Genomic DNA, 24550 nt, shown 5'->3' with positions numbered 1-24550 from the left:
TGTTGACCTGCCCATCATGTGAGACAACCAGAGGCGCACCACCCATGACCAGCACCGCTGCCCCGGCCGCAGCCCCACCGACCGAGGCGGCCGCGGCCGCCGGAACTCCCGCGGCTGCCGAACCGGGTGGTCCGCACGCACGGCGCTTCGGCCTCCCGATCGCCACCTGCCTGGTCATGGGCAACATCATCGGCGGCGGGATCTTCCTCCTGCCCGCCTCGGTCGCACCCTTCGGCACCGTCAGCCTGGTGGCCTTCGCCGTGCTCACCCTGGGCGCGATCGCCCTCGCGCTCGTCTTCGGGCGCCTCGCCCAACGGCATCCGCGCACCGGCGGCCCGTACGTCTACGCCCGGGCGGCCTTCGGCGACTTCGCCGGCTTCCTGGCGGCCTGGAGCTACTGGATCACCACCTGGGTCTCGAACGCGGCCCTCGCCGTGGCGGCGGTCGGCTACCTCTCCGTGCTCTTCCCCGCCATCGGCGAGCACAAGTGGTCCATGTGCCTGGGCGCCCTCGCCGTGCAGTGGCTCCCCGCGCTCGCCAACCTGGCCGGGACCCGGTACGTCGGCGCCGTCCAACTGGTCGCCACCGTACTGAAGTTCGCCCCGCTGCTGCTGGTGGCCGTGGGCGGGCTGTTCTTCTTCGACCCCGCCAACCTCGGCCCCTTCCAGGCCACCGGGCAGAGCGCGGCCGGCGCCGTCTCCGCCTGCGCCGCGCTCCTCCTCTTCAGCTACCTGGGCGTCGAGTCCGCGGCCGTCAGCGCCGGCGAGGTCCGCGACCCGGCCCGCAACGTCGGCCGGGCCACGATCCTGGGCACGGTCGGCGCGGCCACCGTCTACCTGCTCGGCACCCTCGCCGTCTTCGGCCTGGTCTCCCACGACCGGCTCGTCTCCTCCGAGGCCCCCTTCACGGACGCCGTCAACGCCATGTTCGGCGGCACCTGGGGCGGTACGGTCGTCGCCTGCGCCGCCGTGATCTCGATGCTCGGTGCCCTCAACGGCTGGACCCTGCTCAGCGCGCAGACCCCGTACGCCGCCGCGAAGGACGGGCTCTTCCCGAAGGTGTTCGGGACGAAGAAGCGCGGCGTGCCGGTGGCCGGCGTGGTCGTCACCGTCGTCCTCGCCTCGGCGCTGACCGTCTACAACTACACGGCCGGCTCGGACGGCGTCTTCGAGATGCTGGTCCTGGTCACCACCTTCACGGCGACCGTCCCCTACCTGCTCTCCACCGCCGCGCAGATGTACTTCCTGCTCTCGGGGCGGGCCGAGCGCGTCCACCGCGGCCGCCTCGCCCGCGACGCCGCCCTCGCCTGCCTGGCCTTCGCCTTCTCGATGTGGCTGGTGGCCGGATCCGGGTACGCCGCCGTCTATCAGGGCGTGCTGTTCCTTCTCGCGGGCGTGCTCGTGTACGCGGTCATCTCGGCGCGCAGGGAGCGCATCGCCGCCTGACCGGTGGGACGATATGGGTGAAACATCAGACGGAGTGCCCTAAGGGGGCGAAATGTCTGCGATCAAGGAGAGCATCGACATTTCCCGCACTCCCGCGGAGGTCTACGCGTACGCGACGGACCCCCTGCGCCTGCCGCAGTGGCAGGAGAGCGCCGTCGCGGCGGTCCCGTTGGACGACGGGCCGCTGGCCGTGGGTTCGAGGATCGCCGTGACCCGCCGGATCGGCAAGCGGCAGTTCCCCATGACCATGGCCGTCACCGAACTGGACCCGCCCAGAAGCTGGCGCATGCACGGGATCGACGGACCGGTCCGGGGCGACGTGCGGGGCACCATCGAACCACTCGACGGAGGTGCCCGGTCGAGGCTCACCCTGGCTCTTGACTTCGAGAGCCACGGCATCGGCCGGGTGCTCGTACCGTTCGTGGTGAAGCCGTACGCGCGCAAGGAGATGCCGCAGAACGAGGAGAGGCTCAGGCACTTGCTCGAAGACTGAGCGCGAGCCTCGCGCCGACCCGAGGGCCGGACGGGCCGGGGGCCCGTCCCGCCCCTCGGCCCACCGGCCCGGCCGGCTCAGTCGAGGTAGTCGCGCAGCACCTGCGAACGCGACGGGTGTCGCAGCTTCGACATGGTCTTGGACTCGATCTGGCGGATGCGCTCACGGGTGACCCCGTACACGCGGCCGATCTCGTCCAGGGTCTTCGGCTGTCCGTCGTTGAGGCCGTAACGCATGGAGACCACACCCGCCTCACGCTCCGAGAGCGTGCCCAGGATCGACTGGAGCTGCTCCTGCAGGAAGGTGAAGGAGACCGCGTCCGCGGGCACGACCGCCTCGGAGTCCTCGATGAGGTCACCGAACTCGCTGTCGCCCTCCTCACCCAGCGGGGTGTGCAGGGAGATCGGCTCGCGGCCGTACTTCTGGACCTCGATGACCTTCTCCGGGGTCATGTCGAGCTCCTTGCCCAGCTCCTCCGGAGTGGGCTCCCGGCCGAGGTCCTGGAGCATCTGGCGCTGCACGCGGGCGAGCTTGTTGATGATCTCGACCATGTGGACGGGGATGCGGATGGTGCGCGACTGGTCGGCCATGGCACGCGTGATCGCCTGCCGGATCCACCAGGTCGCGTACGTGGAGAACTTGAAGCCCTTGGTGTAGTCGAACTTCTCCACGGCGCGGATCAGGCCGACGTTGCCCTCCTGGATCAGGTCCAGGAAGAGCATGCCGCGGCCGGTGTAGCGCTTGGCGAGGGAGACCACGAGGCGGAGGTTGGCCTCCAGCAGGTGGTTCTTCGCGCGGCGGCCGTCCTCGACCAGGATCTCCAGCTCGCGCTTGAAGGCGGGCTTGTGGTCCTCCTCCTCTTCGAGCTTGTACTCGGAGAACAGGCCCGCCTCGATGCGCTTGGCCAGCTCGACCTCCTGCTCGGCGTTGAGGAGCGGCACCTTGCCGATGAGCTTGAGGTAGTCCTTGACCGGGTCGGCGGTGGCACCGGCCACCATGACCGTCTGCGCCGGCGCGTCGTCCTCGTCGTCGTCGGACAGGACGAAGCCCTGCGTGCCGCCGACCTTGGGCGCCTCGTCCTCGGCGTCGTCCGCGAGGTCCTCGGCGGCCCAGTCCTCGCCGACCTTGGGGGCCTCTTCCTCGGCGTCGTCCTTGGTCTTCTTCGCCGCGGCCGTCTTCTTGACGGCGGTCTTCTTCACAGCGGTCTTCTTGACCGCACGCTTCTTGGGCGCGGCGTCCAGCGCCACGTCTTCCCCGGCGACGCCGGCGTCGGCCGATATCGCCGCAGCGGCCGCGACGGGGGCCGGGGCGGGGACGGCCGCGGTCTTGCGCGCGCCGATGGGGCGCGGCGGGGCGACCGCCTTCTTGGCGACGGTGCGGGCCGGGGCGGCAGCGGCCTTGCGGGGCTTCTTGGCGGCGGCCTTGGTGGCAGGGGCCGCGCTGACGTGGAGGGCGACACCCTCCTCGTCCAGGACCTGGTTCAGGCTGCGCAGGACCCGCTTCCACTGGTCCACCGGGATGCGGCCGGCCTCGAAGGCCTGGCGCACGTCGTCACCGTTGATGTGACCCTGCTCGCGGCCGCGCTCGACGAGCGCGACGAGGGCCTCGGATTCGGCGATCTCCGGAGGGAACGTACGGGACGGGCTGAGCGACACAAGGAGCCTCTCGTTGCGAGCAGATAAGGGGTCGGCGGGACATCATCGCGCGAACTTCTGGAAACGGACCCGAGGGGGGTACTTATTCCGCGCCGCGCGAGGACACCTGTCGGTTCATCGCACGCCCGAGTACATTCGTTACGCGCTCAATTGAGTGACCTGCGCCACGCTGTGGTCGCGCAACGGTTTCCGAGAGGATCCGTCCGCCCTCAGCATCAGCCCTTTTTGCGGGCTTCCACGAGGAAGCGGGCGGTGTGCGCGACGAATGGACCTTCGCTTTCGATCTGTTCGTGCAGTTCGCGCAACCGGTCCCGGTACTGCCCGACTGTGAAGCCGGGCACCATCCAGATCACCTTCCGGAGAAAGTAGATCACGGCTCCGATGTCGTGGAACTCCGTACGCAGTCGTTCGGACCGCAGATCGACCACCTGGAGCCCGGCCCTCGCGGCGGCCGCCACCGCGTCGTCGGGGTGCCGGCGGCGCCGGACCTCCTCGGGCTGCGGACCGAGGAAGTACTCGACGAGCTCGAAGACACTCGCCGGACCGACCTGCTGGGACAGGTAGGTGCCGCCCGGGGTCAGCACCCGCGCGATCTCGTCCCACCAGACGGTCACCGGGTGCCGGCTGGCGACCAGCTCGAAGGCCTCGTCGCCGAACGGCAGCGGCGGTTCGTCGCAATCCGCGACCACGACCGCGCCCAGCGGGTGCAGGAGCCGGGTCGCCCGGTCGACATTGGGCGGCCAGGACTCGGTCGCCGCCGTCAGCCGGGGCAGCGGCCCCGCCCCGGCCAGGACCTCGCCGCCGCCGGTCTGGATGTCCAGGGCGGAGCCGACCGCGGCGAGGCGCTCGCGCAGGAGCCGCTGGTAGCCCCAGCTCGGCCGCTGCTCGGTGGCCCGGCCGTCCAGCCAGGAGAAGTCCCAGCCGTCCACGGAGACGGTTTCCGCCTCGGCGACAAGATGGTCGAAAGTGCGCGTCATGTCTTGATCGTCCCAGGTCGGGCACCGGTCGGCATCGGATATGTCGACTACAGTGGGCGGCGGGCCGTGACTGGCGTTCGGGTGGATCACCACCGGGGAGCGGCCCGGCGTACTCGCGTACGTCGACTGCCGCGCGCCTGGGCGATCCGCGATCCGCAGCGACGTTCAGGAGACCCCGTGACGACTGCCCAGCCCGACACCGCCGCCACCCCTGCCGCCGGCGCCCAGCTGATGGACGGCACCGCCCTCGCCCGCCGCATCTCGGAGCAGACCGCCGCCCAGGCGGCGAAGATCACCGAGCGCACCGGTACCGCGCCCTGCCTGGCCACCGTACTGGTGGGCGAGGACCCCGCCTCGGTGACCTACGTCCGCATGAAGCAGAACCGGTGCGCCAAGGCCGGAATCACCTCCCGCCACGTGGAACTGCCGGCCGCGACCACCACCGGGGAACTGGTGGCGGCCCTCACCGCGCTCTCCGAGGACCCCGAGATCAGCGGCATCCTGCTCCAGCACCCCGTGCCGCACCACATCGACGAGCGCGCCGCCTTCGAAGCCATCGCCCCCGGCAAGGACGTCGACGGGGTCACCATGCACTCCTTCGCCGCCATGGGCTTCGGACTGCCGGGCTTCGTCTCCTGCACCCCCGGCGGCATCATGCGCCTGCTCGCCGCCTACGACGTGGACCTGACCGGCAAGCACGCCGTCGTCGTCGGCCGCAGCGCGATCCTCGGCAAGCCGGCCGGGATGCTGCTGCTGGAACAGAACGCCACCGTCACCTACTGCCACTCCCGCACCCGTGACCTGCCCTCGCTCGTGCGCCAGGCGGACGTGCTGGTCGCGGCCGTCGGCAAGGCCGAGTTCATCCGCGGTGAGGACATCAAGCCGGGCGCCGTGGTCCTGGACGCCGGATACAACGAGGGCAACGTCGGCGACGTCCACTTCGAGTCGGCCGCCGCGCGTGCCTCGCTGATCACCCCCGTGCCGGGCGGCGTCGGCCCGATGACCATCGCCGTGCTGCTGGAGCAGACCGTCCGGGCGGCCGCCGCGCAGGCCGGGCTGGACCTCGCATCGCTCTGAGCCGCCGCCGGTGCCGGTGCCGGTCGACGCGGAGGACGCCCCGGGCCTTTCGGTCCGGGGCGTTCTCGGCGTGTGGGCGCGCGCCGGGGGCCGCGGAGGATGGGGCCGCCCGTCAGCGGGAGTGGCCCACGGGTCCGACGGGATCGACGGGATCGACGGGATCGACGGGGTCGAGGGGACCCTGCGGATCCACGGAAGCGGTGGAGCCGACCGGGCCGGTGGCGTCGGCCTCCCGGTCGAGTCCGGCGATCATCCGCTCGGCGGCGGTGAGCGGCGGCGCCTTCGGGGCAGCCCGGTCCGAAGCCCGCAGGACGTGCCAGATCACCGAGGGCCGGAGCCAGTACGTGGGCGGGCTGCTCATGGTGATCACCTGGAGGAAGGCGGCGGTGAGCGCCTCCCGGGTGGTGGCCCCCGTCATCAGCCGGCTGACGTAGGCGTTGAGCAGCCCGGCCCCCGCCCGCGGCTTCATCCCCGTGGCGCCCGGATAGAGGATGTCCTGCGAGGTGGCGAGCTCCCAGGCGGTGCCCACCTGCGGGACCAGCGCGCGCTGCGCCTCCCGGCCGAAACCGGGCCGGGCGAGCCCCTGGGCGCGGAGCAGGGATCGTACGGCCAGCAGTCCCTGCGCGGCGACCGTCATGCCCTGGCCGTACAGCGGGTTGAAGGTGGCGACCGAGTCGCCGACGGCGAAGAAGCCGTCGGGCAGGTCGGCCTTCTCGTAGTAGACGCGGCGGTTGGCGGTGCCCTGGGTGACGGCGACGTCCGTGAGGGGCTTCCTGCCGTCGAGGAGTTCGCCGACGATCGGGTCGCGCAGGCCCTTGGCGAAGGGGATGAAGGCCTCCGGGTCACCGGTGGGCTGGCCGCCGCGGGTGCCGGACAGGGTGACCTGCCACTGGCCGTTCTCGATGGGCACGATCGTGGCGGTCTGGCCCGGGACGGGCACGCGGGGGTCCGACTGCACGTTGACGATGGGGAAGCCCGAGGCGTGGGATCCGGCGGGCGCCTCGAAGATCCGCGTCGCGTAGACCAGGCCGGAGTCGACCTGGGCCTGCCTGATGCCGCTCACACCGAGCTCCTGCAGCCAGGCCCGGGCGCGGGAGCCCCGCCCGCTCGCGTCGACCACGAGGTCGGCGTGGACGAGCATGCCCTCCTCGTCCGGGGTGTCGACACGGACGCCGGTGACGCGGGCCGCCGTGCCCTCCAGGCCCCGGACCCGGCTGCGCTGGAGCGTGGTGACCCCCTTCAGGGCGCTCACCCGGGCCCGGACCACCGAGTCGAGGAGGTCGCGACTACAGGAGATGTTGAACTGCTTCTCACCGAAACGCGGCATCCAGCCCTGGGCGGTCTTGGTGACCAGGTCGGTGGGCAGGCTGCGGCGCATCGCGCCGGCCGTCGTCCAGGCCTCGGTGATGCCCGGCAGTATCTTCTCGATGGCCCGCGCTCCGCCGGACCACAGGACGTGGACGTGCCGGGCCTGCGGAAGCCCGCGGCGCGGCGCCGGACCGTCCGGCAGGGTGTCCGCGTCGATGATCGTGACCGTCGCGTGCTCGGCGAGGACGGCGGCCGCGAGGAGACCGGCCATGCTGCCGCCGATGACGACGGCGTGGCGGGGCGGGGAAGACTGGGTCATCGTGTGGTGCTCTCTGTCAGGGCCGTGCGAGGGGCAGCGGCGGGGAAGGTGCGTCGGCGGGGGAGCGCTGGTCCCGGTGCGGTCGCCGCGGGGCGGCCCCGGGGGCGCGGTCACGGGGGCGCGGCCACCTGGGCGGCTCTCAGCGCTCCCCGCGAGTGAGCTCGGTGGCATCGGCCGGCCGACCGGCCGGGCCGGTGCTCGTGCGCCGGCAGGTCGCGGCCGGGCTTCCTCAGGGCGGGTCGGTCCTCATGGCGCATCCCCCTCGGCGGTACGGCCGTCGCCCGGCGCCCCGTCGCCGGCCGTCGGCGGGCACAGCTGTCCCTCCCGCGCCAGCAGGTCGTCCAGGTGGTCGGCCAGCGATTTCCAGCCCCGGGGGGAGAGCCGCCCGGCCCGCGCGACGATGCTCCGTACGTCGTGCGCCCGCATCACGGCCAGCATCGGGTTCTCCTCCGCCCGCTCCGCGGCCTCCAGCTCCCGCTCGATCCCGGTGAGGGCGGAGGCGAGCGCCTCGGTGTCGTCGGCCAGCAGGAAGCCCGCCTCGACGCCGTAGAACCGCTGGATCCCGGCGGCCGCGGCGAGGTTGGGCATGCCCTCCCCCTGGGCGAGGCGGGTGAGCGACTGCCCGGACGCGTCGAAGGACTTGGCGATGGCCGCCAGTGAGTGGGGCTGCCCGTCCGCCCGTACGCGCGTGCGGCGCAGGTGCTCGAACCGCAGGCGCACCTGCTCCCTCAGCGGCAGCGGGGGCGGCCTTCCGTCGAGGGTGAGGCGGATGGCCTGCGGGGTGATGCCGGTGAGGTACGACAGGTGCTCCAGCCGCTCCCCGTCGTCCCGGCCGGCCGCGGCGGGCGCGGCCGACAGGGCGAGGGCCCGTTCCACCGCGCTCTTGGGGTCGGCGAGCAGGAAGCCGGCATAGACCCCGAAGAAGCGCTGGACGCCCACCGCGTGACCCAGCCGGGGCAGCCCGGTGCCCGCGTTGAGGGGGCCGAGGGAGGCGCCGGGCGCGTCGAAGTCGGCGGCGATCGCGGCGAGCGGCCACTCCCGGCCGTGTTTGTCACGGCGGGTGGCGCGCAGACGCAGGAAACGCTGGTGCACGCGCCGCTCCAGCGGCACATCGGGGGCCGTACCCGCCACCACCCCGGGAATCTGTTCGGGGCCGACCCCGGACAGGTGACTCAGCCGCTGAACGGCCAATACCTCCGCCGGGTCCCGGCCGCACCGCTGCGACAGTTCCGCCACGCGGCGCCAGGCTGCGGCGAGGCCGGCTCGGGTGGCGGTCCCCACCAGCTGAACCTCCGTAATCCGACTAGCCGTTCGAGCCATCTGGCTGGGTGAAGCCTAGCTGCCCACCCACCCTCGAACCAGGCGCACCCCCACCCTTCCTGATGTCCAGCTCAAGAAAGGTGGGCATGACGTCAGAGGCGGCGATCGCCCCTGCCCGGCGCGGGCGCCGCAGTGGAGCCGGCGGGTCTCCCGGAGACCCGGATCATCCGAGGTCGAAGGCGTTGCGCAGGCCGAGCCGGTAGCGCCACAGGTCGTGCCGCTTGGCCGGCTCCAGCTCCGGCGCCCGGTACATCGGCCGCACCGTGCACCGCGCGGTGGGCGAACCGTCCCGCTCCAGAAGGGCGTTGACGGCTGCCCGGGCGGACGCGTTGGCGCCCTCCATCGTCGCCAGGTCGATGTCGACCGCGACGTAGTCCCCGCTGAGGAAGAAGTTGGGGATACGGGTGTCCGCGCTCGGCCGGTTGTGGAAGGTGCCGATCGGGTGGATCAGCAGCTCGTCCTGGTTGGTGGGGTTCGGGGTGCCGAGGCCGTCCACGCCCGGGTCCAGGAACCAGGAGTGCAGCGTGCGGTCGGAGAGCAGCGCCTGCCCCGTGTCGTTGAGGGAGGCCTTCAGCTGCGCCCACACCTCGCGCGCCACCTCCTCGCGGGTGCACTGCTTGGCCGTCTTGCCGTACAGGAGCCCCGGCTTGTCCCATTCCGAGATGTCCACCGACAGGCAGTCCACCGCCGTGCCGTCACCGTAATCGGCGGGGAAGTTTCGCGCCGGCCAGTGCTCGGCCTGCTGGATCGCGGTCAACGACCAGGGTGAGTCGATGCAGTTGAAGTGGCCGTGTACGAGCGGCGCCCGCTCCGTGAGGTAGAACTGGATGCCGGTCATCCAGTCGGTCTTCAGCGCGTCACAGCGCCCCAGCATCGGATCGGCGGCCCGCAGGCCCGCGCTCCAGGTGCGGCGGGCGTGCTCGACCGGAAGGGCGCTGACGTAATGGTCGGCGGTGACGGTCCTGCGGACGCCGTCCGGGTCCACGACCGCGACCCCGCTGATCCGGCCGTTCCCGTACCGCACCTCCTGCACCATCCAGCCGATCTCGAACTCGACGCCCAGGGAGCGCAGATGGGCCTCCCAGGGGTCGATCCACGCCTCGTTGGTCGGCAGGTTGAGGATCCGGTCCGGCGGGCCGTCCGCGCCGCGGCCCAGCAGGTTGAAGACGAAGGCCTCCCCGAGGGCGCCCACCGTACGGGTGGAGGCCTCCTCGGCCTTGGTCGCCACGATGTTGCGGGTGATGCCGATGGCGAGGATGCGCTGGTACTCCGTCGACATCTGCGCCGCGCGCACGAAGTCCCACCACGGCGTCCGCTCCCAGAGCTGGTCACGCCGCTCGTCGCAGCTGGTGAGGAAGACGAGAAGGCGGTTGACGAAGTACGCCGTCTCGTGGGGCGGCAGCCGGACCAGGGACTCCAGGATGCCGGTGAGGGCGCGCCGCAGCTCCTCGGGCGTCAGCTCGGCGGGGGAGTGCTCGGGCCAGGGGATGGGCGCGCGCAGGTCCTCGCGGCCGCCCGCCCGGGCGAACATCATCTCGCGCGGCGCGACGAGGTTGTCCCATACGCCGTTCGCGTTGCCCGGGAAGGGGATGCGCCGCATGGTGTCGGGAAGGTTGTGGTAGATGCCCGGGATGAAGCGGAAGCCGTGCTCGGCGGGCAGCGGTCTGCGGCCGCCGCGGGCGGTGCCGGGCACGTCCATGCTGCGGGCCTTGCCGCCGAGCGCCCGCCGCTCGTACACCGTGACGGAGTAACCGCGCTCGGCGAGTTCGTGCGCGGCCGTCAGCCCGGCTACGCCGCCGCCGAGGACGGCGACGCGCCGCCCGTTCGGAGCTGCCGCCCCCGGCGCGCCCGCCGTGGCGGCCCCGGCCGCGGGAGCCGTGGCGCCCGCCGCCCCCAAGGCCCCGGCGGCGGCCGCCGCGCCGGTGATGAACGTACGCCTGGAACTGCCCGTGCCTGCCATTCCGTACCCCCTCGTTACCGCTGGTAACAGCGTGTCCGGCGCAGGAGCATATGGGGGGCGGGGTGGGGGCGGAAGGTGCGGGAGTACCCGAGCGCACTATGGCGTGAAAGGAACGCAGCGCCCCGCGCTGTGCGAACCTTGACTCCACGTCACGGCGAGAAGGAGCCTGCAGATGCCCAGTGAGCCGCTTTCGCAGAAGGAGATCGAGGACCGCTTGCGGGAGCTCCCGGGCTGGTCCTACGAGGACGAGCGCCTCGTCCGCCGCTACCGCCTGGGCGGGCACGTCGCCGCCAGCGCTCTCGTCGCGCACATCGCCGCCGTGCAGGAGGAGTTGGACCACCACTCCGACCTCACGCTCGGCTACAACACGGTCCACCTGTCGGTGAACAGCCATGACGTGGGCGGCGCGGTCACCGAGCGGGATTTCAAACTCGCCGAGCGGGTCGAGTCCCTCGCCCCGGCCCACGGCGCGCGCTGAGACCGCACCGGGTGCCGGGCCCCTACGTAGGGCCCCCCGACTCGCCCGGCCGCGTCCGGTCCGGGCGAGAGGGCTCGGGCCGGTGAGGGGGCCGGGGGCCGGTCAGAGGGGTTCCAGGCGCCACCACTGGGCCGGTGAGTCGTCGTCCTCGCACTGGCGGGCGCGGCCCTCCTCGTCCGCCTCCAGCGACAGCCCGCTGATGGCGGCGATCAGGGAGACCACGCCCGGCGCGTCGAGGTGCTCCTCGACGATCCACTCCTGGGCCCCGAAGGCGTTCGCCTTCCACACCTGCACGCGGGTGCCGTTCTCCGTCGACGCGTTGGCGACATCCAGCCGTTTGCCGTTGTGGACGCTGACGACGTGGAAGATCCCGCCGCCGCTGTGGACGGGCGAGATCCGCCACTCCTGTGACGCCGGTACCAGGACCTCGGCGCCCACCCGCACCCGGTTGCTGCTCTCCACCTGGAGCAGCAGCCCGCTGGCCACGTTGCGGACCCGGTAGCGCCCGTCGGGGACGTTCATGCGCGCGGTCTCACTCTCGCCCGGTTCGGACAGGCCCGGAGCCGCACTCGGGCCGCACCCGCGCCCGGACCCGGACCCCGACCCGGCTCTCAGGCATCGAAGACGGCCGGGTCCGGCCCGGTCCGGCGGCCCGCACCGCCCGCCCCCAGCGCTTCGAGAGCGGCGACGTCCGAGGCGTCCAGCTCGAAGCCGAAGACGTCCAGGTTCTCCCGGATGCGGGAGGGCGTCACGGACTTCGGGATCACGATGTTCCCGTGCTGGAGGTGCCAGCGCAGCACCACTTGCGCGGCGGTGCGACCGTACTTGGCGGCGACTTCCGCCACGGCCGGGAGCGTCAGCAGCCCCTTGCCCTGGGCCAGCGGAGACCAGGCCTCGGTGGCGATCCCGCGTTCGGCGTGCAGGGCCCGCAGCTCGGCCTGGGGGAAGAGCGGGTGCAGCTCGATCTGGTTCACGGCCGGGACCAGCGCGCTCTCGGCGGCGATCCGGTCCAGGTCGGCCGGGCGGAAGTTCGACACGCCGACCGCCTTGGCGCGGCCGCTGTCGGCGATCTCCTCGAAGGTCTTCCAGATGGAGACGAAGTCGTCGCGCATCGGGCGCGGCCAGTGGATGAGGTACAGGTCGACGTGGTCCAGGGCCAGCTTGGCGAGGGAGTCGTCGAAGGCGCGCAGCACCTCGTCCCGGCCCCAGGTGCGCGACGGACCGTTCCACAGCTTGGTGGTGACGAACAGTTCCGCGCGCGGCAGGCCCGACGCGGCCAGGGCCTTGCCCGTGCCGGCTTCGTTGCCGTAGGCGGCCGCCGTGTCGATGCTGCGGTAGCCCGCCTCCAGCGCGGTGGCGACGGTCCGTTGCGCATCCGCGTCCGGAACCTGCCAGACGCCGAAGCCGATCTGGGGCATGAGCGTGCCGTTGTTGAGCTTGATGGTGGGGACCTGGTTCACGTCTGATCGTTCCCTCACGGTCGGGGTGGCTGCGTGCATACGTAGGAGGTGCCGCCGTACGAGGGGCCACAACCGGGCCCGCGCACGCCGTATTCCCGCTACGGAGTACCGTTCCCGCCACGGTTGCCGTCCCCTTCCCGGCCACGGGTCCCGGCCCGCCATGGGGTCCTCGCCGCGGTCGGCCTCACGGCTCGTAGAGAGACGCCACCTCCCTCGCGTACACCTTCTCGATGGCCCGGCGCTTGAGCTTCAGGGACGGCGTCAGCAGGCCCCGGTCCTCCGTGAACTCCTCGCCCAGCACCCGGAAGGTGCGGATCGCTTCCGCCTGCGAGACCAGGGTGTTGGCGGCCACCACCGCCCGGCGGACCTCCACCATCAGCTCCGCGTCGTCCACCAGGTCGGCCGCCACCACCTGCGGGCGGCCGCGCATCGACAACCAGTGGGCCACGCCCTCCATGTCCAGCGTGAGCAGGGCCGCGATGTACGGCCGGTCATTGCCCACCAGCACGCACTGCGACACCAGCGGATGCGAACGCACCCGCTCCTCCAAGGCATTCGGAGCGACGCTCTTGCCGTTGGAGGTCACCAGGATCTCCTTCTTGCGCCCGGTGATGGTGAGGTAGCCGTCCTCGTCCAGCCGTCCCAGGTCCCCGGTCGCCAGCCAGCCGTCGCGCAGCACGGCTTCGGTGGAAGGGGTGTCGTTGAGGTAGCCGGAGAAGACGTGGCCGCCGTGCAGCCAGATCTCTCCGTCCTCGGCGATGTGGACGGTGCTGCCCGGGATCGGCGGGCCCACCGTGCCGTACTTCGTCGCCCCCGGCGGGTTCGCGGTCGCCGCCGCGCACGTCTCCGTGAGGCCGTACCCCTCGAAGACCGTGATCCCGGCGCCGTCGAAGAAGAGCCCCAGGCGGCGCGACATCGCCGATCCGCCCGACATGGCGTGCCGCACCCGGCCGCCCATCGCCTCGCGGACCTTCCCGTACACCAGCCGGTCGAACAGCCGGTGCTCCATCCGCAGCCCCGCGGAGGGCCCGGGTGCGATGCCGAACGCCCGCTCCTCGCGCGCCTCGGCGTACCGCACGGCGGTTTCCACCGCCCGGTCGAAGAAGCCGGTGCGCCCCTGTGACTCGGCGGCGCGGCGGGCCGCGGCGAAGACCTTCTCGAAGACGTACGGAACCCCCAGCACGAAGGTCGGCCGGAACGCGACGAGATCCGGCAGTAACTCGGACGCGGCCAGCACGGGCTGGTGACCGAGTTTCACGCGGGACCTCACGGCCGCCACCTCCACCATCCGTCCGAAGACGTGCGCCAGCGGCAGGAAGAGCAGGGTGGACGGCTGCTCACCGGGCCCGGCCCGGAAGACGGACTCCCAGCGGCTCGCCAGCGTGTCGGCCTCGTACATGAAGTTGGCGTGGGTGAGCACGCACCCCTTGGGCCGGCCGGTGGTGCCGGAGGTGTAGATGACGGTGGCCACCGCGTCGGGGGTCACGGCGCCGCGATGGCGGTGCACCACGTCCTCGGCGACTTTGCGTCCGTCCGCCACCAGTGCCTCGACCGCCCCCGCGTCGAGCTGCCACAGCAGCCGAAGGAGCGGGAGCCGGTCGATGACCGAGCCGACGGTCATGGCCTGGTCCTCGTTTTCGACGACGCAGGCCGTGCACTGGGAGTCGTACAGGATCCAGTGGACCTGGTCGGCGGAGGAGGTCGGGTAGACGGGAACGGGCTGGGCGCCGATCGCCCACAGGGCGAAGTCGAAGAGGGTCCACTCGTACCGGGTGCGGGACATCACGGCGACCCGGTCCCCGAACCCCACCCCCTGGGCCAGCAGCCCCTTGGCGAGGGCGAGCACCTCGGCGGCCAGCTCCCCGGAGGTCACGTCCCGCCAGACGCCGTGGGTCTTGCGGCCGAGCACCACCCGGCCGGGTGCCTGACGGGCATGCGCGAAGACGGAGTCGGCCAGGCCGCCGACGGCGGTGGCCGTGACGACCGGTGGGACGGTGATCTCCCGCAAGGCCCGCTCCTCTCGCCCAGCGCGGCGACGCTATCCCACGCCCGAGGGCAGTCGACCAGCCTTCGGATACCTCCACAAGACCTCCTCAGCCGGTGCGCCCACCAGCGCCGGTGCCGGGCCGGTCAGGGACGGGGAGGTGGCCGGTCAGGGACGGGGAGGTGATCGGTCAGGCCGGTCGGCTGATGCGGTCCGCGCCCGAGAGGACGGCCGCGGCGAGGGCCTCGGCCGCCGGCCCGCCGCCGCGCGCACCACGCAGCAGCGCGAACTCCACCGGCCCCAGCTCCGGCAGGCCCCCCACCCGAACCAGGCCGGGCGGGATCAGCCCCCGGGTATGCGCCATCACGCCCAGCCCGGCCCTCGCCGCGGCGACCAGTCCGCTCAGGCTGCCGCTCGTGCACGCGATCCGCCAGGCCCGGCCCTCGCGTTCCAGCACCTCCAGCGCCCGGGCCCGGGTGATGCCCGGCGGCGGGAAGACGATGAGCGGAACAGGACGCTCGGGGTCCACCCGCAGCCCCTCGGCCCCGATCCACACCATCCGGTCCCGCCACACCAGCCGGCCCCGCTCGTCCCCCGGGCCGCGCCGCTTGGCCAGCACCAGGTCGAGGCGTCCCGCGTCGAGCCGTTCGTGCAGCGTCCCCGACAGTTCCACCGACAGCTCCAGGTCCACCTCGGGATGCTCGTGCCGGAAGCCCTCCAGGATCTCGGGCAGCCGCGTCAGTACGAAGTCCTCCGAGGCCCCGAACCGCAGCCGTCCCCGTAGCCGCGTCCCCGCGAAGAACGCCGCCGCCCGCTCGTGCGCCTGCAGAATCGTCCGTGCGAAGCCGAGCAGCGCCTCACCGTCCTCCGTCAGCTCCACGCGGTGCGTGTCCCTGGCGAACAGCAGGCGTCCCGTCGCCTCCTCCAGCCGTCGCACGTGCTGGCTGACCGTGGACTGCCGTACGCCGAGCCGCCCGGCGGCCTGGGTGAAGCTGAGGGTCTGGGCCACCGTGAGGAACGTACGGAGCTGAACGGGGTCGTACATGCCCCCATGCTATTGCGGACCGCGATAGCAGTGAGTCCGGTGTACGTGTTTCCCGATGACCGGCCCACCCCCGACCATGACAGGGGACGGGCAGGGCGGCCGCCCCGCCCTTTCGCCGGTCCCGCCCTGGTGGCCCCGTACCGCCCTGGTGGCCCCGTACCGCCCTGGCGTCACCGCGCCGCCCGTACTGCCCCGCCCCGTCCCGTTCCGAGAGCAAGTGAGCACCGCCCATGCGCCGCCCGCACCTCCCCGCCCGGCTGCCCCTGGACCCGTACGTCCTGGCCCTGCTCGGCACCGTCGGCCTCGCCGCCCTGCTGCCCGCCCGCGGCCCGGCCGCCACCGTCGCGGGCGGCGCTTCCACCGCCGCCGTGGGCCTGCTCTTCTTCCTCTACGGCGCCCGTCTCTCGACCCGCGAGGTCCAGGGCGGCCTGCGCCACTGGCGGCTGCACCTCACCGTGATCGCCGCCACCTTCCTCCTCTTCCCCCTCCTCGGCCTCGCCGCCCGCGGCCTCGTGCCCACCCTCCTGACACCGCCGCTCTACAGCGGGCTGCTCTTCCTCTGCCTGGTCCCCTCGACCATCCAGTCCTCCATCGCCTTCACCTCGATCGCCCGGGGCAACGTCCCCGCCGCCATCTGCGCCGGCTCCTTCTCCAGCCTCGCGGGCATCCTGCTCACCCCGCTCCTCGCCGCCGCTCTGCTGGGCGGCGACGTAGGGGGCTTCTCCCCCGACTCCCTCCTCAAGATCGTCCTCCAGCTGCTGCTGCCCTTCCTGCTCGGGCAGTTCACGCGGCGCTGGGTCGGCGGCTTCCTCGTCCGCCACAAGAAGGTGCTCGGCTACGTCGACCGCGGCTCGATACTGCTCGTCGTCTACACCGCCTTCAGCGCGGGCATGGTCGCGGGGATCTGGCACCAGGTCAGCGCCGCGCGCCTCGGCGTCCTGATGGCGGTGGAGGCCGTACTCCTCGCCGTCATGCTCCTCGTCACCTGGTACGGCGCGGCGCGCCTCGGCTTCGGCCGGGCGGACCGCGTCACCATCCAGCTGGCCGGGTCGGAGAAGAGCCTGGCGGCCGGACTCCCCATGGCGAGCGTGCTGTTCGGGGCGCAGGCCGCCCTCGCCGTGCTGCCGCTCATGATCTTCCACCAGATGCAGCTGATGGTCTGCGCGGTGCTGGCCCGCCGCCGTGCCCAGGACCCGGAGGCGCTGGATCCGGCGGCCACGGACCCGGAGGCGCTTGAGCCGGCGGCCACGGACGCGGAGGCGCTTGAGCCGGCGGCCGAGGGCTGCGGGGCCGAACTGCCCTCCGTGCGTGTGGCGGAGGTCTCCCAGTCGTCCCAACACCCCGCCCCCCAGGCCCGGTAACGTGCGGCGGTGACCTGGATACGCCCGATGGCCGCCCGCGCCGAACGCCCCTGCACCCTGGTGGTCTGCCGCGGCTGCTGCTGCGGCGACCCCCGCAAGAACCCCGGCTCGGACCACGCCGGCCAGCTCGCCCGCCTGCGCGCGGCCGCCGAGGCCTCCGAAGGGCGGCTGGCCGTCCGTACGAGCGACTGCCTCGGCCCCTGCGCCCAGGCCAACGTCATCGTGGTGCAGCCCACCACCGAGGCCCGCCGCCGCGGCGCCCGCGCGGCCTGGTTCGGCTGGGCGCTGGACGACACCGCGACCGACGAGATCATCGCCTGGGCCGAGGCCGGCGGCCCGGGCGCCGTCCCGCTGCCGCCGACCTTGGACCTCCACCGCATCGAACCGCCCGCCCCGGCGCCCGCCAAGCCCGCACCGCGCCGCTCCCGCCGCCGCTGAGCGACCGGCCCCAGTAGGTACCGGTACGCCCGTGCCGCCGCCGCGCGCCCGGCCCGGCCCGCCCTTCTAGCGGGCCGGGTCCCCGCCTCCCGGCAGGACGATCCGCTCCTCGCCCGCGTAGACGTTCATGTCAGCCCCGCGCAGGAACCCCACCAGCGTCAGACCGGACTCCAGCGCCAGGTCCACCGCGAGCGAGGAGGGGGCCGAGACGGCGGCCAGCACCGGGATCCCCGCCATCACGGCCTTCTGCGCCAGCTCGAAGGAGGCCCGGCCCGACACCAGCAGGACCGTTCCGCTCAGCGGCAGCCGCCCGGCCCGCAGCGCCCGGCCGACGACCTTGTCCACCGCGTTGTGCCGCCCCACGTCCTCCCGTACGTCGAGCAGCTCGCCCTCCCCCGAGAACAGTCCGGCCGCATGCAGCCCGCCCGTACGGTCGAAGACCTTCTGGGCCGCGCGCAGCCGGTCCGGGAGCGTTCCGAGGAGACCGGCGGGGATCCGTACCGCGTCGGCCGCGGCAGCCCCCGGGAAGCGGGTCGCCGTACGGACCGCGTCCAGGCTGGCCTTGCCGCACAGGCCGCAGGAGGAGGTGGTGTAGACGTTCCGCTCCAGCGAGATGTCGGGCACGGGCACGCCGGGCGCCAGCTGCACGTTGACGACGTTGTAGGTGTTCGTACCGTTCTCCGTCGCGCCCTCGCAGTAGGTGACGGCCCGTACGTCCGAGGCGGAGCCGAGCACGCCCTCGCTCACCAGGAAGCCCACGGCCAGCGCGAAGTCGTCGCCCGGCGTACGCATCGTGATGGCCAGGGGTTTGCCGTCCAGCCGAATCTCCAACGGCTCCTCCGCGACCAGGGTGTCCGGGCGGGTGCCGACCACCCCGTTCCGGATCCGCACGACGCGGCGGCGCTCGGTGACCCGTCCCATGGCGATCAGCCCATCCCATCCGTACTCGTCGCGTAGCCCATCGTGAAGCTCACGAGCCATTGTCCCGGTTCCGCTTCCGTCCCCGCCCCCGGCAGCCGGATCCTCGGGACTCTCCAAATTCAAGCCCCCGAATCCTGTCGGGTCACGCGCACACGTACCAGCCGGTAGCAGGCAAAGCTGGGTGATCCTGACTGTCTACGAGGGGGGACCCCGCCCATGACCGGTTCACGCGTGGTGGCGCTAGGGCACTACCAGCCCGCGAAAGTGCTCACCAACGAGGACCTCGCGGTCATGGTCGACACCACGGACGAGTGGATCCGGTCGCGCGTGGGCATCAAGACCCGCCACATGGCGGGCCCCGAAGAGCCGGTGGACGAGCTGGCCTTCCAGGCCGCGGGCAAGGCCCTGGCGAGCGCCGGGCTCAGCCCCGACGACATCGACCTCGTCCTGGTCGCCACCTCCACGGCGATCGACCGCTCGCCCAACATGGCCGCCCGCGTCGCCGCCAAGCTGGGCATGGGCAGCGGGCCCGCCGTGATGGACCTCAATGTGGTCTGCTCCGGCTTCACGCACGCCCTGGCCACCGCCGACCACGCCATCCGGGCCGGCTCCGCCACCCGCGCCCTGGTCATCGGCGCCGACAAGATGACCGAGATCACCGACTGGACCGACCGCACGACCTGCGTGCTGACCGGCGACGGGGCCGGCGCCGCCGTCGTGGAGGCCTGCGACGAGCCCGCCATCGGCCCGGTGCTGTGGGGCTCGGTTCCGGAGATGGGCAACGCGGTCCGGATCGAGGGCTCGCCGCCGGTCTTCGCCCAGGAGGGCCAGTCCGTCTACCGCTGGACCACCAGCCAGCTCCCGCCGCTCGCCCGCAAGGTGTGCGAGAAGGCCGGCGTCACGCCGGAAGAGCTGGCCGCGGTCGTGCTCCACCAGGCCAACCTGCGCATCATCGAACCCCTCGCGCACAAGATCGGCGCCGTCAACGCGGTCGTCGCGCGCGATGTCGTGGACTCCGGCAACACCTCGGCCGCCAGCATCCCGATGGCGCTGTCGAAGCTGGTGGAACGCGGCGAGATCCCCTCCGGCGCCCCGGTCCTCCTCTTCGGCTTCGGCGGCAACCTCTCCTACGCCGGCCAGGTCATCCGCTGCCCGTAATCCCCTGACCGCGCCACCGCGCCCGCGCAGGCCCGGCGAGACGCCGCGTCCCCGCGGCGGAGTGTGACGCATGCGTGCAGGTCAGCGCGGCGTGGCGGGACTACCGCCGGTCGGATAAGTGGTCGGAGCCCGGCCGATCCTTTGCTATTGTTGTCCATGTCGCCGCGGGAAACCGGGGCCGATCACCTGGTCCGGGTGGCGGAATGGCAGACGCGCTAGCTTGAGGTGCTAGTGCCCTTTATCGGGCGTGGGGGTTCAAGTCCCCCCTCGGACACCAGCAAGAACCCCACACGATGTGTGGGGTTCTTCTTGTTTTCCGGTGGCCGTGGCATGGCGGCCGCGCCGCCGTGGTGGCGGGCGGCGCGGGTGTTGTGGGGGGTCAGGTGTGGAGGACCACCAGGCCGGTTGGGGGGGTCAGGCTGCCGGGGGTGACCTGGGTGAAGGTGTGCGGGAGGGACAGGCGGGGCGGGTCGGTGTCCTCAAGGGCGTCGAAGAGGTAGGCCGCTGCCGCCGTGGTGTCGCTGACCAGGTGTGGGCCTCCGGCCGGTGAGGCCGCCGCCGTGCGGCTGACCGGGGTGCGGAAGAGGCGGCGCAGGTGGCGCAGGGTCTCCGGGGTGAGCGGAGCCTTCGTCGGGATCCGCGTCTGCGGCCCGGCCGGGGTCCGGGTGAGCGGCGTACGCGGGTCCAGGGCGTTCGGGGTCTCCGGGGCGTCCGGCGGGATCGCGCCCGTCAGCAGCAGCGCCAGCAGGACGGGGACCGCCTTGCGGCGCAGGGCCTCCGTGGCGGCGGGCAGGCGGTGCGCACGGGCCGCGGGCAGGGAGAGCGCGAGACTCCCGGCGGCGCCGCCGATCGCGATCGGAACCGCCGAGCAGACGACCCCGGGGGAGTACTCCAGCAGGTCGAAGACGGGCGCGCCCGGGGCCACCGCATCGAGGGCGGAGAACAGTGCCCGGCTGTCCGTGATGGTCTGCGCGGTGAGACGTGCGGGCCGGTGCCGGGCCACGTGATCGCGACGCCCGTCGTGGTCGAGCTGGGTCAACAGGCACTTTCCGACCGCGCTGGCATGGGCGGCGGCCCGGAAGTCCACCCACTCCCGCACCCGCGGAGCCCCGGGCCCGTCGGCCATCTGCGTGATCCGGACCTCGCCCTCGGCGTACCGGCTGAGGTAGACGGCGGCGCCCGCGCTGTCCCGGGCCAGGGCCAGAGTGCGCTGGAGCTGCCCCACCAGGCCGCTGTTTCCGGGGGCGGCGAGCCGGTCCAGGGCCGGCCCGCCGCTGTACACGTCCTCGCCCGGGCGGTACGCGTACTCCTCCTCGCACAACATCGAGAGCAGCGGCCCCAGTTCCGCTTCGGCCAGGCCCGCCTCCCGGCCGAGCTGCGCGGCCCGCACCCCCAGCGGGTGCCGTTCGAGGACCCGTACGAGGGCCAGCGCGCGCCGGGCCTCCGCCAGGGCCTCGCCGGTACCTTCTGCCGGCGTGCTCCGACGGGCTGCCGACATCACCGCGGGGCGGCGCGGCGCCCGGGCGCCCGGGCGGGGCGGGACCACCGGGACGGCGGGCCGGACGGTGGGGGCGGGCAGCGGCAGGAACGCGGCCAGCGTCTCCGGCAGTCCCGGCAGCGGCAGCGGCACCGGGCCCAGATCGGGATCCTCGCGCTGGTCGACGTAGCGCAGGACGGCCGCCTGCGCGCACAGCCGCACCTCCCGCAGATCGCGGCGCCCGCTCGGCCGGAAGTCGCGGCGGGCCAGCTCGCGCGCCCAGTGCCGGGCGTCGTGGTGCTCACCGCGCCGGGAGTGGTCGAGGAAGAGGCAGTACGCGGCCGGCGCGGTCCGCGGGCCCCCGGAACCGGCGGCGAACTGCCACCAGAAACGCGCGCCCTCGCGCAGCCCGGCGAGGTGCAGCAGGCAGCCGAAGACGACGGCGCCGGGCAGGTCGGCGTGGCCGTCGTCGATGAAGGAACCGAGCCGGGCGGCGGCCCGGGGCGAGCATACGGCGGCCAGGCAGGCGGCCTTGAGGTCGCGCCGGGCCCGTTCGGCGTCGAGCGGGCAGTCGCGGGCCGGGTCGCTCCAGCCGTAGGAACGGCGCCGGCCCCGGATGCCCGGGGGAGGGTGGTGCGGCGCACGCAGCAGCCGGGCCTCGGCCGCGCCGAGGTCGTAGTGCGGGTAGCGGTCGCGGACGCCGGCGCGGGACAGGAACTCGGCCAGGGAGCGGGGGGCGGCGTCGCCCTCGGGCCGCTCATGCCGTTCGTGCCACCTCATGATTCGGCGGACGCGTCGAGCAGGCGGGAGAGCCGGCGGTGGGCCTGGCCGAGGTACGAGCGGACCGTGGCCTCGTCGACCCCCATCACCGCGGCCGCCTCACCGGGGCTGCACCGGAGCCCGTAGCGCAGCAGCACGGAGTCGCGCTGGCGTTCGGCGAGCCGGGAGACCGCGGAGTAGAAGCGGATGGTGTCGCTCAGCACCTCGTACTGGTCGGCGTGGGCCTCTTTGAGGGCGGCCTCGAAGGCGCTGATGTCCATCGGCCCGGGCGAGGGATCGCGCCGGGGCTGCCGGTCGACGATGCAGTGCTTGAGGACGGTCCAGGCGTAGGCGTCCAGCCGGTCCATGTGGAGCATTCTGAGCCACTCGTTCATGATCGAATCGAAGGTCGCGTCCACCGCTTCCTCGGCGGCGGAGTCGGAGCCCAGCTGCAGATACGCGAAGCGCATGTACGCGGGCCGTCGGTTGCCGTGGAACGCCCAGTACGACAGGCGCGCCGTCGCATTCCACTGGCTCATGGGAGTCGGCCGCCGGCGCCGGCTCGGCACTCCCACGGCCCCACCGGACTCCTCCGGTCCGCCATCGCTCACCGCTCCACCTCATCCCCTGTCCGGTGTCAGCAAATCAGCGCGGGCGCACCCAGGGGGCGCAGAAGAGAAAGCTGGAGGCATAACGGTCGGTGATGATCGACTCGTGATCGATCTTGATCATGCCGAGTGCCCGGTCGGACCCGTATGCATATGCCGCCCCTCGCGGGAGCGCACACCGGGGCCGCACCCCCTCCGAGCGCCCCGCGACCGGCGGTCGGGGGCGAACCGCCGCGGCTGTAGCATGGGCCCCATCGCGAGGGCCGTGACGGAGAGGTCACTGTCCTCGCTTTTGCATTGCGGCCACACGGCGGGCGGCGGCCGGCATGGCGTCCACCCCTTGAAAGTGCTGCGCGTGGCGTTTCGGCGGTTCGATACGATGAACCGGATCACAATCCGTCACGCACGTCATGTTGTACCGGCATATATGAAATGGAGCATCCGAGGATGGCTCGACACCTGATCACCAGCGCGCTTCCCTATATCAACGGGATCAAGCACCTGGGCAACATGGTCGGGTCGATGCTTCCGGCGGATGTGTACTCCCGGTACCTCCGCCAGCGCGGCCACGACGTCCTCTACATCTGCGCCACCGACGAGCACGGCACCCCCGCCGAGCTCGCCGCCAAGGAGGCCGGCCTCTCGGTCGCCGAGTTCTGCGCGCAGGCACACGACGCCCAGAAGGCGGTCTACGACGGCTTCGCGCTGTCCTTCGACTACTTCGGCCGCAGCTCCTCCGCGCAGAACGTGGAGATCACGCAGCACTTCGCGCGCCGGCTCCAGGCGAACGGGTTCATCGAGGAGCGCGCGATCCGGCAGGTCTACTCGCCGGTCGACGGCCGCTTCCTGCCCGACCGCTACGTCGAGGGCACCTGTCCCCACTGCGGTTACGACAAGGCCCGCGGCGACCAGTGCGAGAACTGCACCCGCGTCCTGGACCCCACGGACCTGATCGAGCCCCGCTCCGCCATCTCCGGCTCCACCGAGCTGGAGGTCCGCGAGACCAAGCACCTCTTCCTCCTCCAGTCCAAGCTCCAGGTCGAGGTCGAGGCCTGGGTGGCCCGGCACGAGGAGGAGTGGCCGCAGCTGGCGTCCTCCATCGCCCGCAAGTGGCTGACCGAGGGCCTGCACGACCGCGCGATCACCCGTGACCTGGACTGGGGCGTCCCCGTCCCGGCCGACACCTGGCCCGAGCTGGCCGCCGAGGGCAAGGTCTTCTACGTCTGGTTCGACGCCCCGATCGAGTACATCGGCGCGACGAAGGAGTGGTCGGACGCCGCGCCGGCCACGGATCCGGCCGCCCGGGACTGGAAGTCCTGGTGGTACGAGGCCGACGACGTCCGCTACACGGAGTTCATGGCCAAGGACAACGTCCCCTTCCACACCGTGATGTTCCCCGCCACCGAGCTGGGCACCCGCGAGCCGTGGAAGAAGGTCGACTACGTCAAGGCCTTCAACTGGCTGACCTACTACGGCGGCAAGTTCTCCACCTCGCAGAAGCGCGGCGTCTTCACCGACCAGGCGCTGGAGATCCTCCCGGCCGACTACTGGCGGTACTTCCTCATCGCCAACGCGCCCGAGTCCGACGACTCCTCCTTCACGTGGGAGCACTTCACCACCACGGTCAACAAGGACCTCGCCGACACCCTCGGCAACTTCGTCAACCGTGTGCTGTCCTTCTCCCGCAAGCGGTTCGGCGACGACGTGCCCGCCGGTAACGCCGCCGGGGAGGCGGAGGCCAAGCTCGGCGAGCAGATCGCCGAGCTGCTCGCCGAGTACGAGGGCCACATGGAGTCCCTCCAGTACCGCAAGGCCGCGGCCGCGCTGCGCGCCCTGTGGTCGGCCGGAAACTCCTACCTGGAGGAGAAGGCCCCGTGGCTGGAGATCAAGACCGACCCTGAGGGCGCGGCGCTCACCCTGCGCACCGCGATGAACCTCATCCACCTCTACTCGGTGGTCTCCGAGCCGTTCATCCCGGCCTCGGCCCGTGCGATGCGCTCCGCCTTCACGCTCGCCGACGACACGGCGGCGTGGGTGACCCCGGTGCAGGCGAGGGCACTCGACGCGGTTCCGGCGGGGACGCCGTTCACCGTGCCGCCGGTCCTCTTCGCGAAGATCACCGAAGAGGACCTGGAGTCGTACCGGGAGCGCTTCGGGGGTTCCGAGGCGGGCTGACGCCCGTGGTGTGACCAGCTGAGGGGCGCGACCCGTTCCTTGGGTTCTAGGAGTCGTTGCAACATCCCAGTTCAGGGGATGCGATGGACTTCGAGATCCGTAGGGACCGGACGCCTCAGGGCCCTCGGAAGC

19 protein-coding genes, 1 tRNA gene, 1 pseudogene and 1 riboswitch are annotated in these 24550 nt (G+C 72.4%); of the genes and pseudogenes, 9 read left to right on the top strand and 12 right to left on the bottom strand.

What is annotated here, in order from left to right; all coding sequences use genetic code 11:
* Positions 1-44: 44 nt before the first annotated feature.
* Together ACWDX7_RS20010 and ACWDX7_RS20005 are read left to right on the top strand one after the other, a co-directional pair.
* On the top strand, positions 45-1445 hold the full coding sequence (locus ACWDX7_RS20010) for an amino acid permease (RefSeq protein WP_451489486.1): 1401 nt from the start codon (positions 45-47) through the stop codon (positions 1443-1445).
* A 52-nt stretch (positions 1446-1497) separates the two neighbouring features.
* Entirely contained in the window at positions 1498-1938 is a 441-nt protein-coding gene (locus tag ACWDX7_RS20005) for an SRPBCC family protein (RefSeq protein WP_451489487.1), read from the top strand.
* A 77-nt stretch (positions 1939-2015) separates the two neighbouring features.
* Here ACWDX7_RS20005 and ACWDX7_RS20000 read toward each other — a convergent pair whose 3' ends face one another.
* Positions 2016-3593 (bottom strand): RNA polymerase sigma factor, encoded by a 1578-nt coding sequence (locus tag ACWDX7_RS20000; protein WP_451489488.1) that lies wholly within the window; start codon positions 3591-3593, stop codon positions 2016-2018.
* Between the two features lie 215 nt (positions 3594-3808).
* Positions 3809-4570 (bottom strand): methyltransferase domain-containing protein, encoded by a 762-nt coding sequence (locus ACWDX7_RS19995; RefSeq protein WP_451489489.1) that lies wholly within the window; start codon positions 4568-4570, stop codon positions 3809-3811.
* Between the two features lie 56 nt (positions 4571-4626).
* Positions 4627-4720, top strand: a riboswitch (ZMP/ZTP riboswitch).
* Positions 4721-4801: 81 nt separating this feature from the next.
* Between ACWDX7_RS19995 and ACWDX7_RS19990 the strand changes: the two genes are divergently transcribed.
* Positions 4802-5647, top strand: coding sequence for a bifunctional 5,10-methylenetetrahydrofolate dehydrogenase/5,10-methenyltetrahydrofolate cyclohydrolase (locus tag ACWDX7_RS19990; RefSeq protein WP_451489513.1), 846 nt, complete (start codon positions 4802-4804; stop codon positions 5645-5647).
* Between the two features lie 112 nt (positions 5648-5759).
* On the opposite strand, the gene ACWDX7_RS19985 is transcribed toward ACWDX7_RS19990, so the two are convergent.
* The 3 genes from ACWDX7_RS19985 to ACWDX7_RS19975 form a co-directional block, all read right to left on the bottom strand.
* Positions 5760-7274, bottom strand: a complete 1515-nt coding sequence (locus tag ACWDX7_RS19985) for an NAD(P)/FAD-dependent oxidoreductase (RefSeq protein WP_451489490.1) — start codon at positions 7272-7274, stop codon at positions 5760-5762.
* A gap of 246 nt (positions 7275-7520) precedes the next feature.
* Positions 7521-8555 carry a hypothetical protein gene (locus tag ACWDX7_RS19980; protein WP_451489491.1) on the bottom strand — a complete coding sequence of 345 codons (1035 nt, stop codon included), beginning with the start codon at positions 8553-8555 and terminating at the stop codon, positions 7521-7523.
* 202 nt (positions 8556-8757) lie between these two features.
* Positions 8758-10554 (bottom strand): hydroxysqualene dehydroxylase, encoded by a 1797-nt coding sequence (locus ACWDX7_RS19975; RefSeq protein WP_451489492.1) that lies wholly within the window; start codon positions 10552-10554, stop codon positions 8758-8760.
* A 172-nt stretch (positions 10555-10726) separates the two neighbouring features.
* Here ACWDX7_RS19975 and ACWDX7_RS19970 point away from each other — a divergent pair, with 172 nt between their 5' ends.
* The gene (locus ACWDX7_RS19970) at positions 10727-11032 is read left to right on the top strand and encodes a 4a-hydroxytetrahydrobiopterin dehydratase (protein ID WP_451489493.1); all 306 of its coding nucleotides are present in this window, start codon (positions 10727-10729) and stop codon (positions 11030-11032) included.
* Between the two features lie 102 nt (positions 11033-11134).
* Here the strand turns inward: ACWDX7_RS19970 and ACWDX7_RS19965 are convergent, their stop codons facing one another.
* From ACWDX7_RS19965 to ACWDX7_RS19950, 4 genes are all read right to left on the bottom strand, one after another.
* Positions 11135-11554, bottom strand: a complete 420-nt coding sequence (locus ACWDX7_RS19965) for an RICIN domain-containing protein (protein ID WP_451489494.1) — start codon at positions 11552-11554, stop codon at positions 11135-11137.
* 89 nt (positions 11555-11643) lie between these two features.
* Positions 11644-12492, bottom strand: coding sequence for an aldo/keto reductase (locus ACWDX7_RS19960; RefSeq protein ID WP_451489495.1), 849 nt, complete (start codon positions 12490-12492; stop codon positions 11644-11646).
* A gap of 184 nt (positions 12493-12676) precedes the next feature.
* The gene (locus ACWDX7_RS19955) at positions 12677-14500 is read right to left on the bottom strand and encodes an AMP-dependent synthetase/ligase (protein ID WP_451489496.1); all 1824 of its coding nucleotides are present in this window, start codon (positions 14498-14500) and stop codon (positions 12677-12679) included.
* Positions 14501-14666: 166 nt separating this feature from the next.
* Positions 14667-15521: a LysR substrate-binding domain-containing protein gene (locus ACWDX7_RS19950; RefSeq protein WP_451489497.1), complete on the bottom strand. Its 855-nt coding sequence runs from the start codon at positions 15519-15521 to the stop codon at positions 14667-14669.
* A gap of 230 nt (positions 15522-15751) precedes the next feature.
* Here ACWDX7_RS19950 and ACWDX7_RS19945 point away from each other — a divergent pair, with 230 nt between their 5' ends.
* Together ACWDX7_RS19945 and ACWDX7_RS19940 are read left to right on the top strand one after the other, a co-directional pair.
* Complete coding sequence (locus tag ACWDX7_RS19945) at positions 15752-16882, top strand: bile acid:sodium symporter family protein (protein ID WP_451489498.1); 1131 nt, start codon at positions 15752-15754, stop codon at positions 16880-16882.
* A 27-nt stretch (positions 16883-16909) separates the two neighbouring features.
* Positions 16910-17320, top strand: a complete 411-nt coding sequence (locus tag ACWDX7_RS19940) for a (2Fe-2S) ferredoxin domain-containing protein (protein ID WP_451489514.1) — start codon at positions 16910-16912, stop codon at positions 17318-17320.
* Positions 17321-17386: 66 nt separating this feature from the next.
* On the opposite strand, the gene fdhD is transcribed toward ACWDX7_RS19940, so the two are convergent.
* Positions 17387-18241, bottom strand: coding sequence for a formate dehydrogenase accessory sulfurtransferase FdhD (gene fdhD / locus ACWDX7_RS19935; RefSeq protein ID WP_451489499.1), 855 nt, complete (start codon positions 18239-18241; stop codon positions 17387-17389).
* A 216-nt stretch (positions 18242-18457) separates the two neighbouring features.
* Between fdhD and ACWDX7_RS19930 the strand changes: the two genes are divergently transcribed.
* Together ACWDX7_RS19930 and ACWDX7_RS19925 are read left to right on the top strand one after the other, a co-directional pair.
* Positions 18458-19399: a beta-ketoacyl-ACP synthase III gene (locus ACWDX7_RS19930; protein WP_451489500.1), complete on the top strand. Its 942-nt coding sequence runs from the start codon at positions 18458-18460 to the stop codon at positions 19397-19399.
* A 189-nt stretch (positions 19400-19588) separates the two neighbouring features.
* Positions 19589-19676 (top strand) — tRNA-Leu (locus ACWDX7_RS19925).
* A gap of 453 nt (positions 19677-20129) precedes the next feature.
* Here ACWDX7_RS19925 and ACWDX7_RS19920 read toward each other — a convergent pair.
* Together ACWDX7_RS19920 and ACWDX7_RS19915 are read right to left on the bottom strand one after the other, a co-directional pair.
* Positions 20130-20897, bottom strand: a pseudogene (locus tag ACWDX7_RS19920) (IclR family transcriptional regulator domain-containing protein); the annotation flags it as partial.
* Positions 20898-21652: 755 nt separating this feature from the next.
* Positions 21653-22174: an RNA polymerase sigma factor gene (locus ACWDX7_RS19915; protein WP_451489501.1), complete on the bottom strand. Its 522-nt coding sequence runs from the start codon at positions 22172-22174 to the stop codon at positions 21653-21655.
* 516 nt (positions 22175-22690) lie between these two features.
* On the opposite strand from ACWDX7_RS19915, the gene metG reads away from it, so the two are divergent.
* The gene (gene metG / locus ACWDX7_RS19910; RefSeq protein ID WP_451489502.1) at positions 22691-24418 is read left to right on the top strand and encodes a methionine--tRNA ligase; all 1728 of its coding nucleotides are present in this window, start codon (positions 22691-22693) and stop codon (positions 24416-24418) included.
* The last annotated feature ends 132 nt before the right edge of the window (positions 24419-24550 follow it).

This window comes from Streptomyces sp. NPDC003034 (assembly GCF_053591375.1).
Note: the sequence above shows the minus strand (reverse complement) of the source record. Positions and strands in the feature narration are given on the sequence as shown.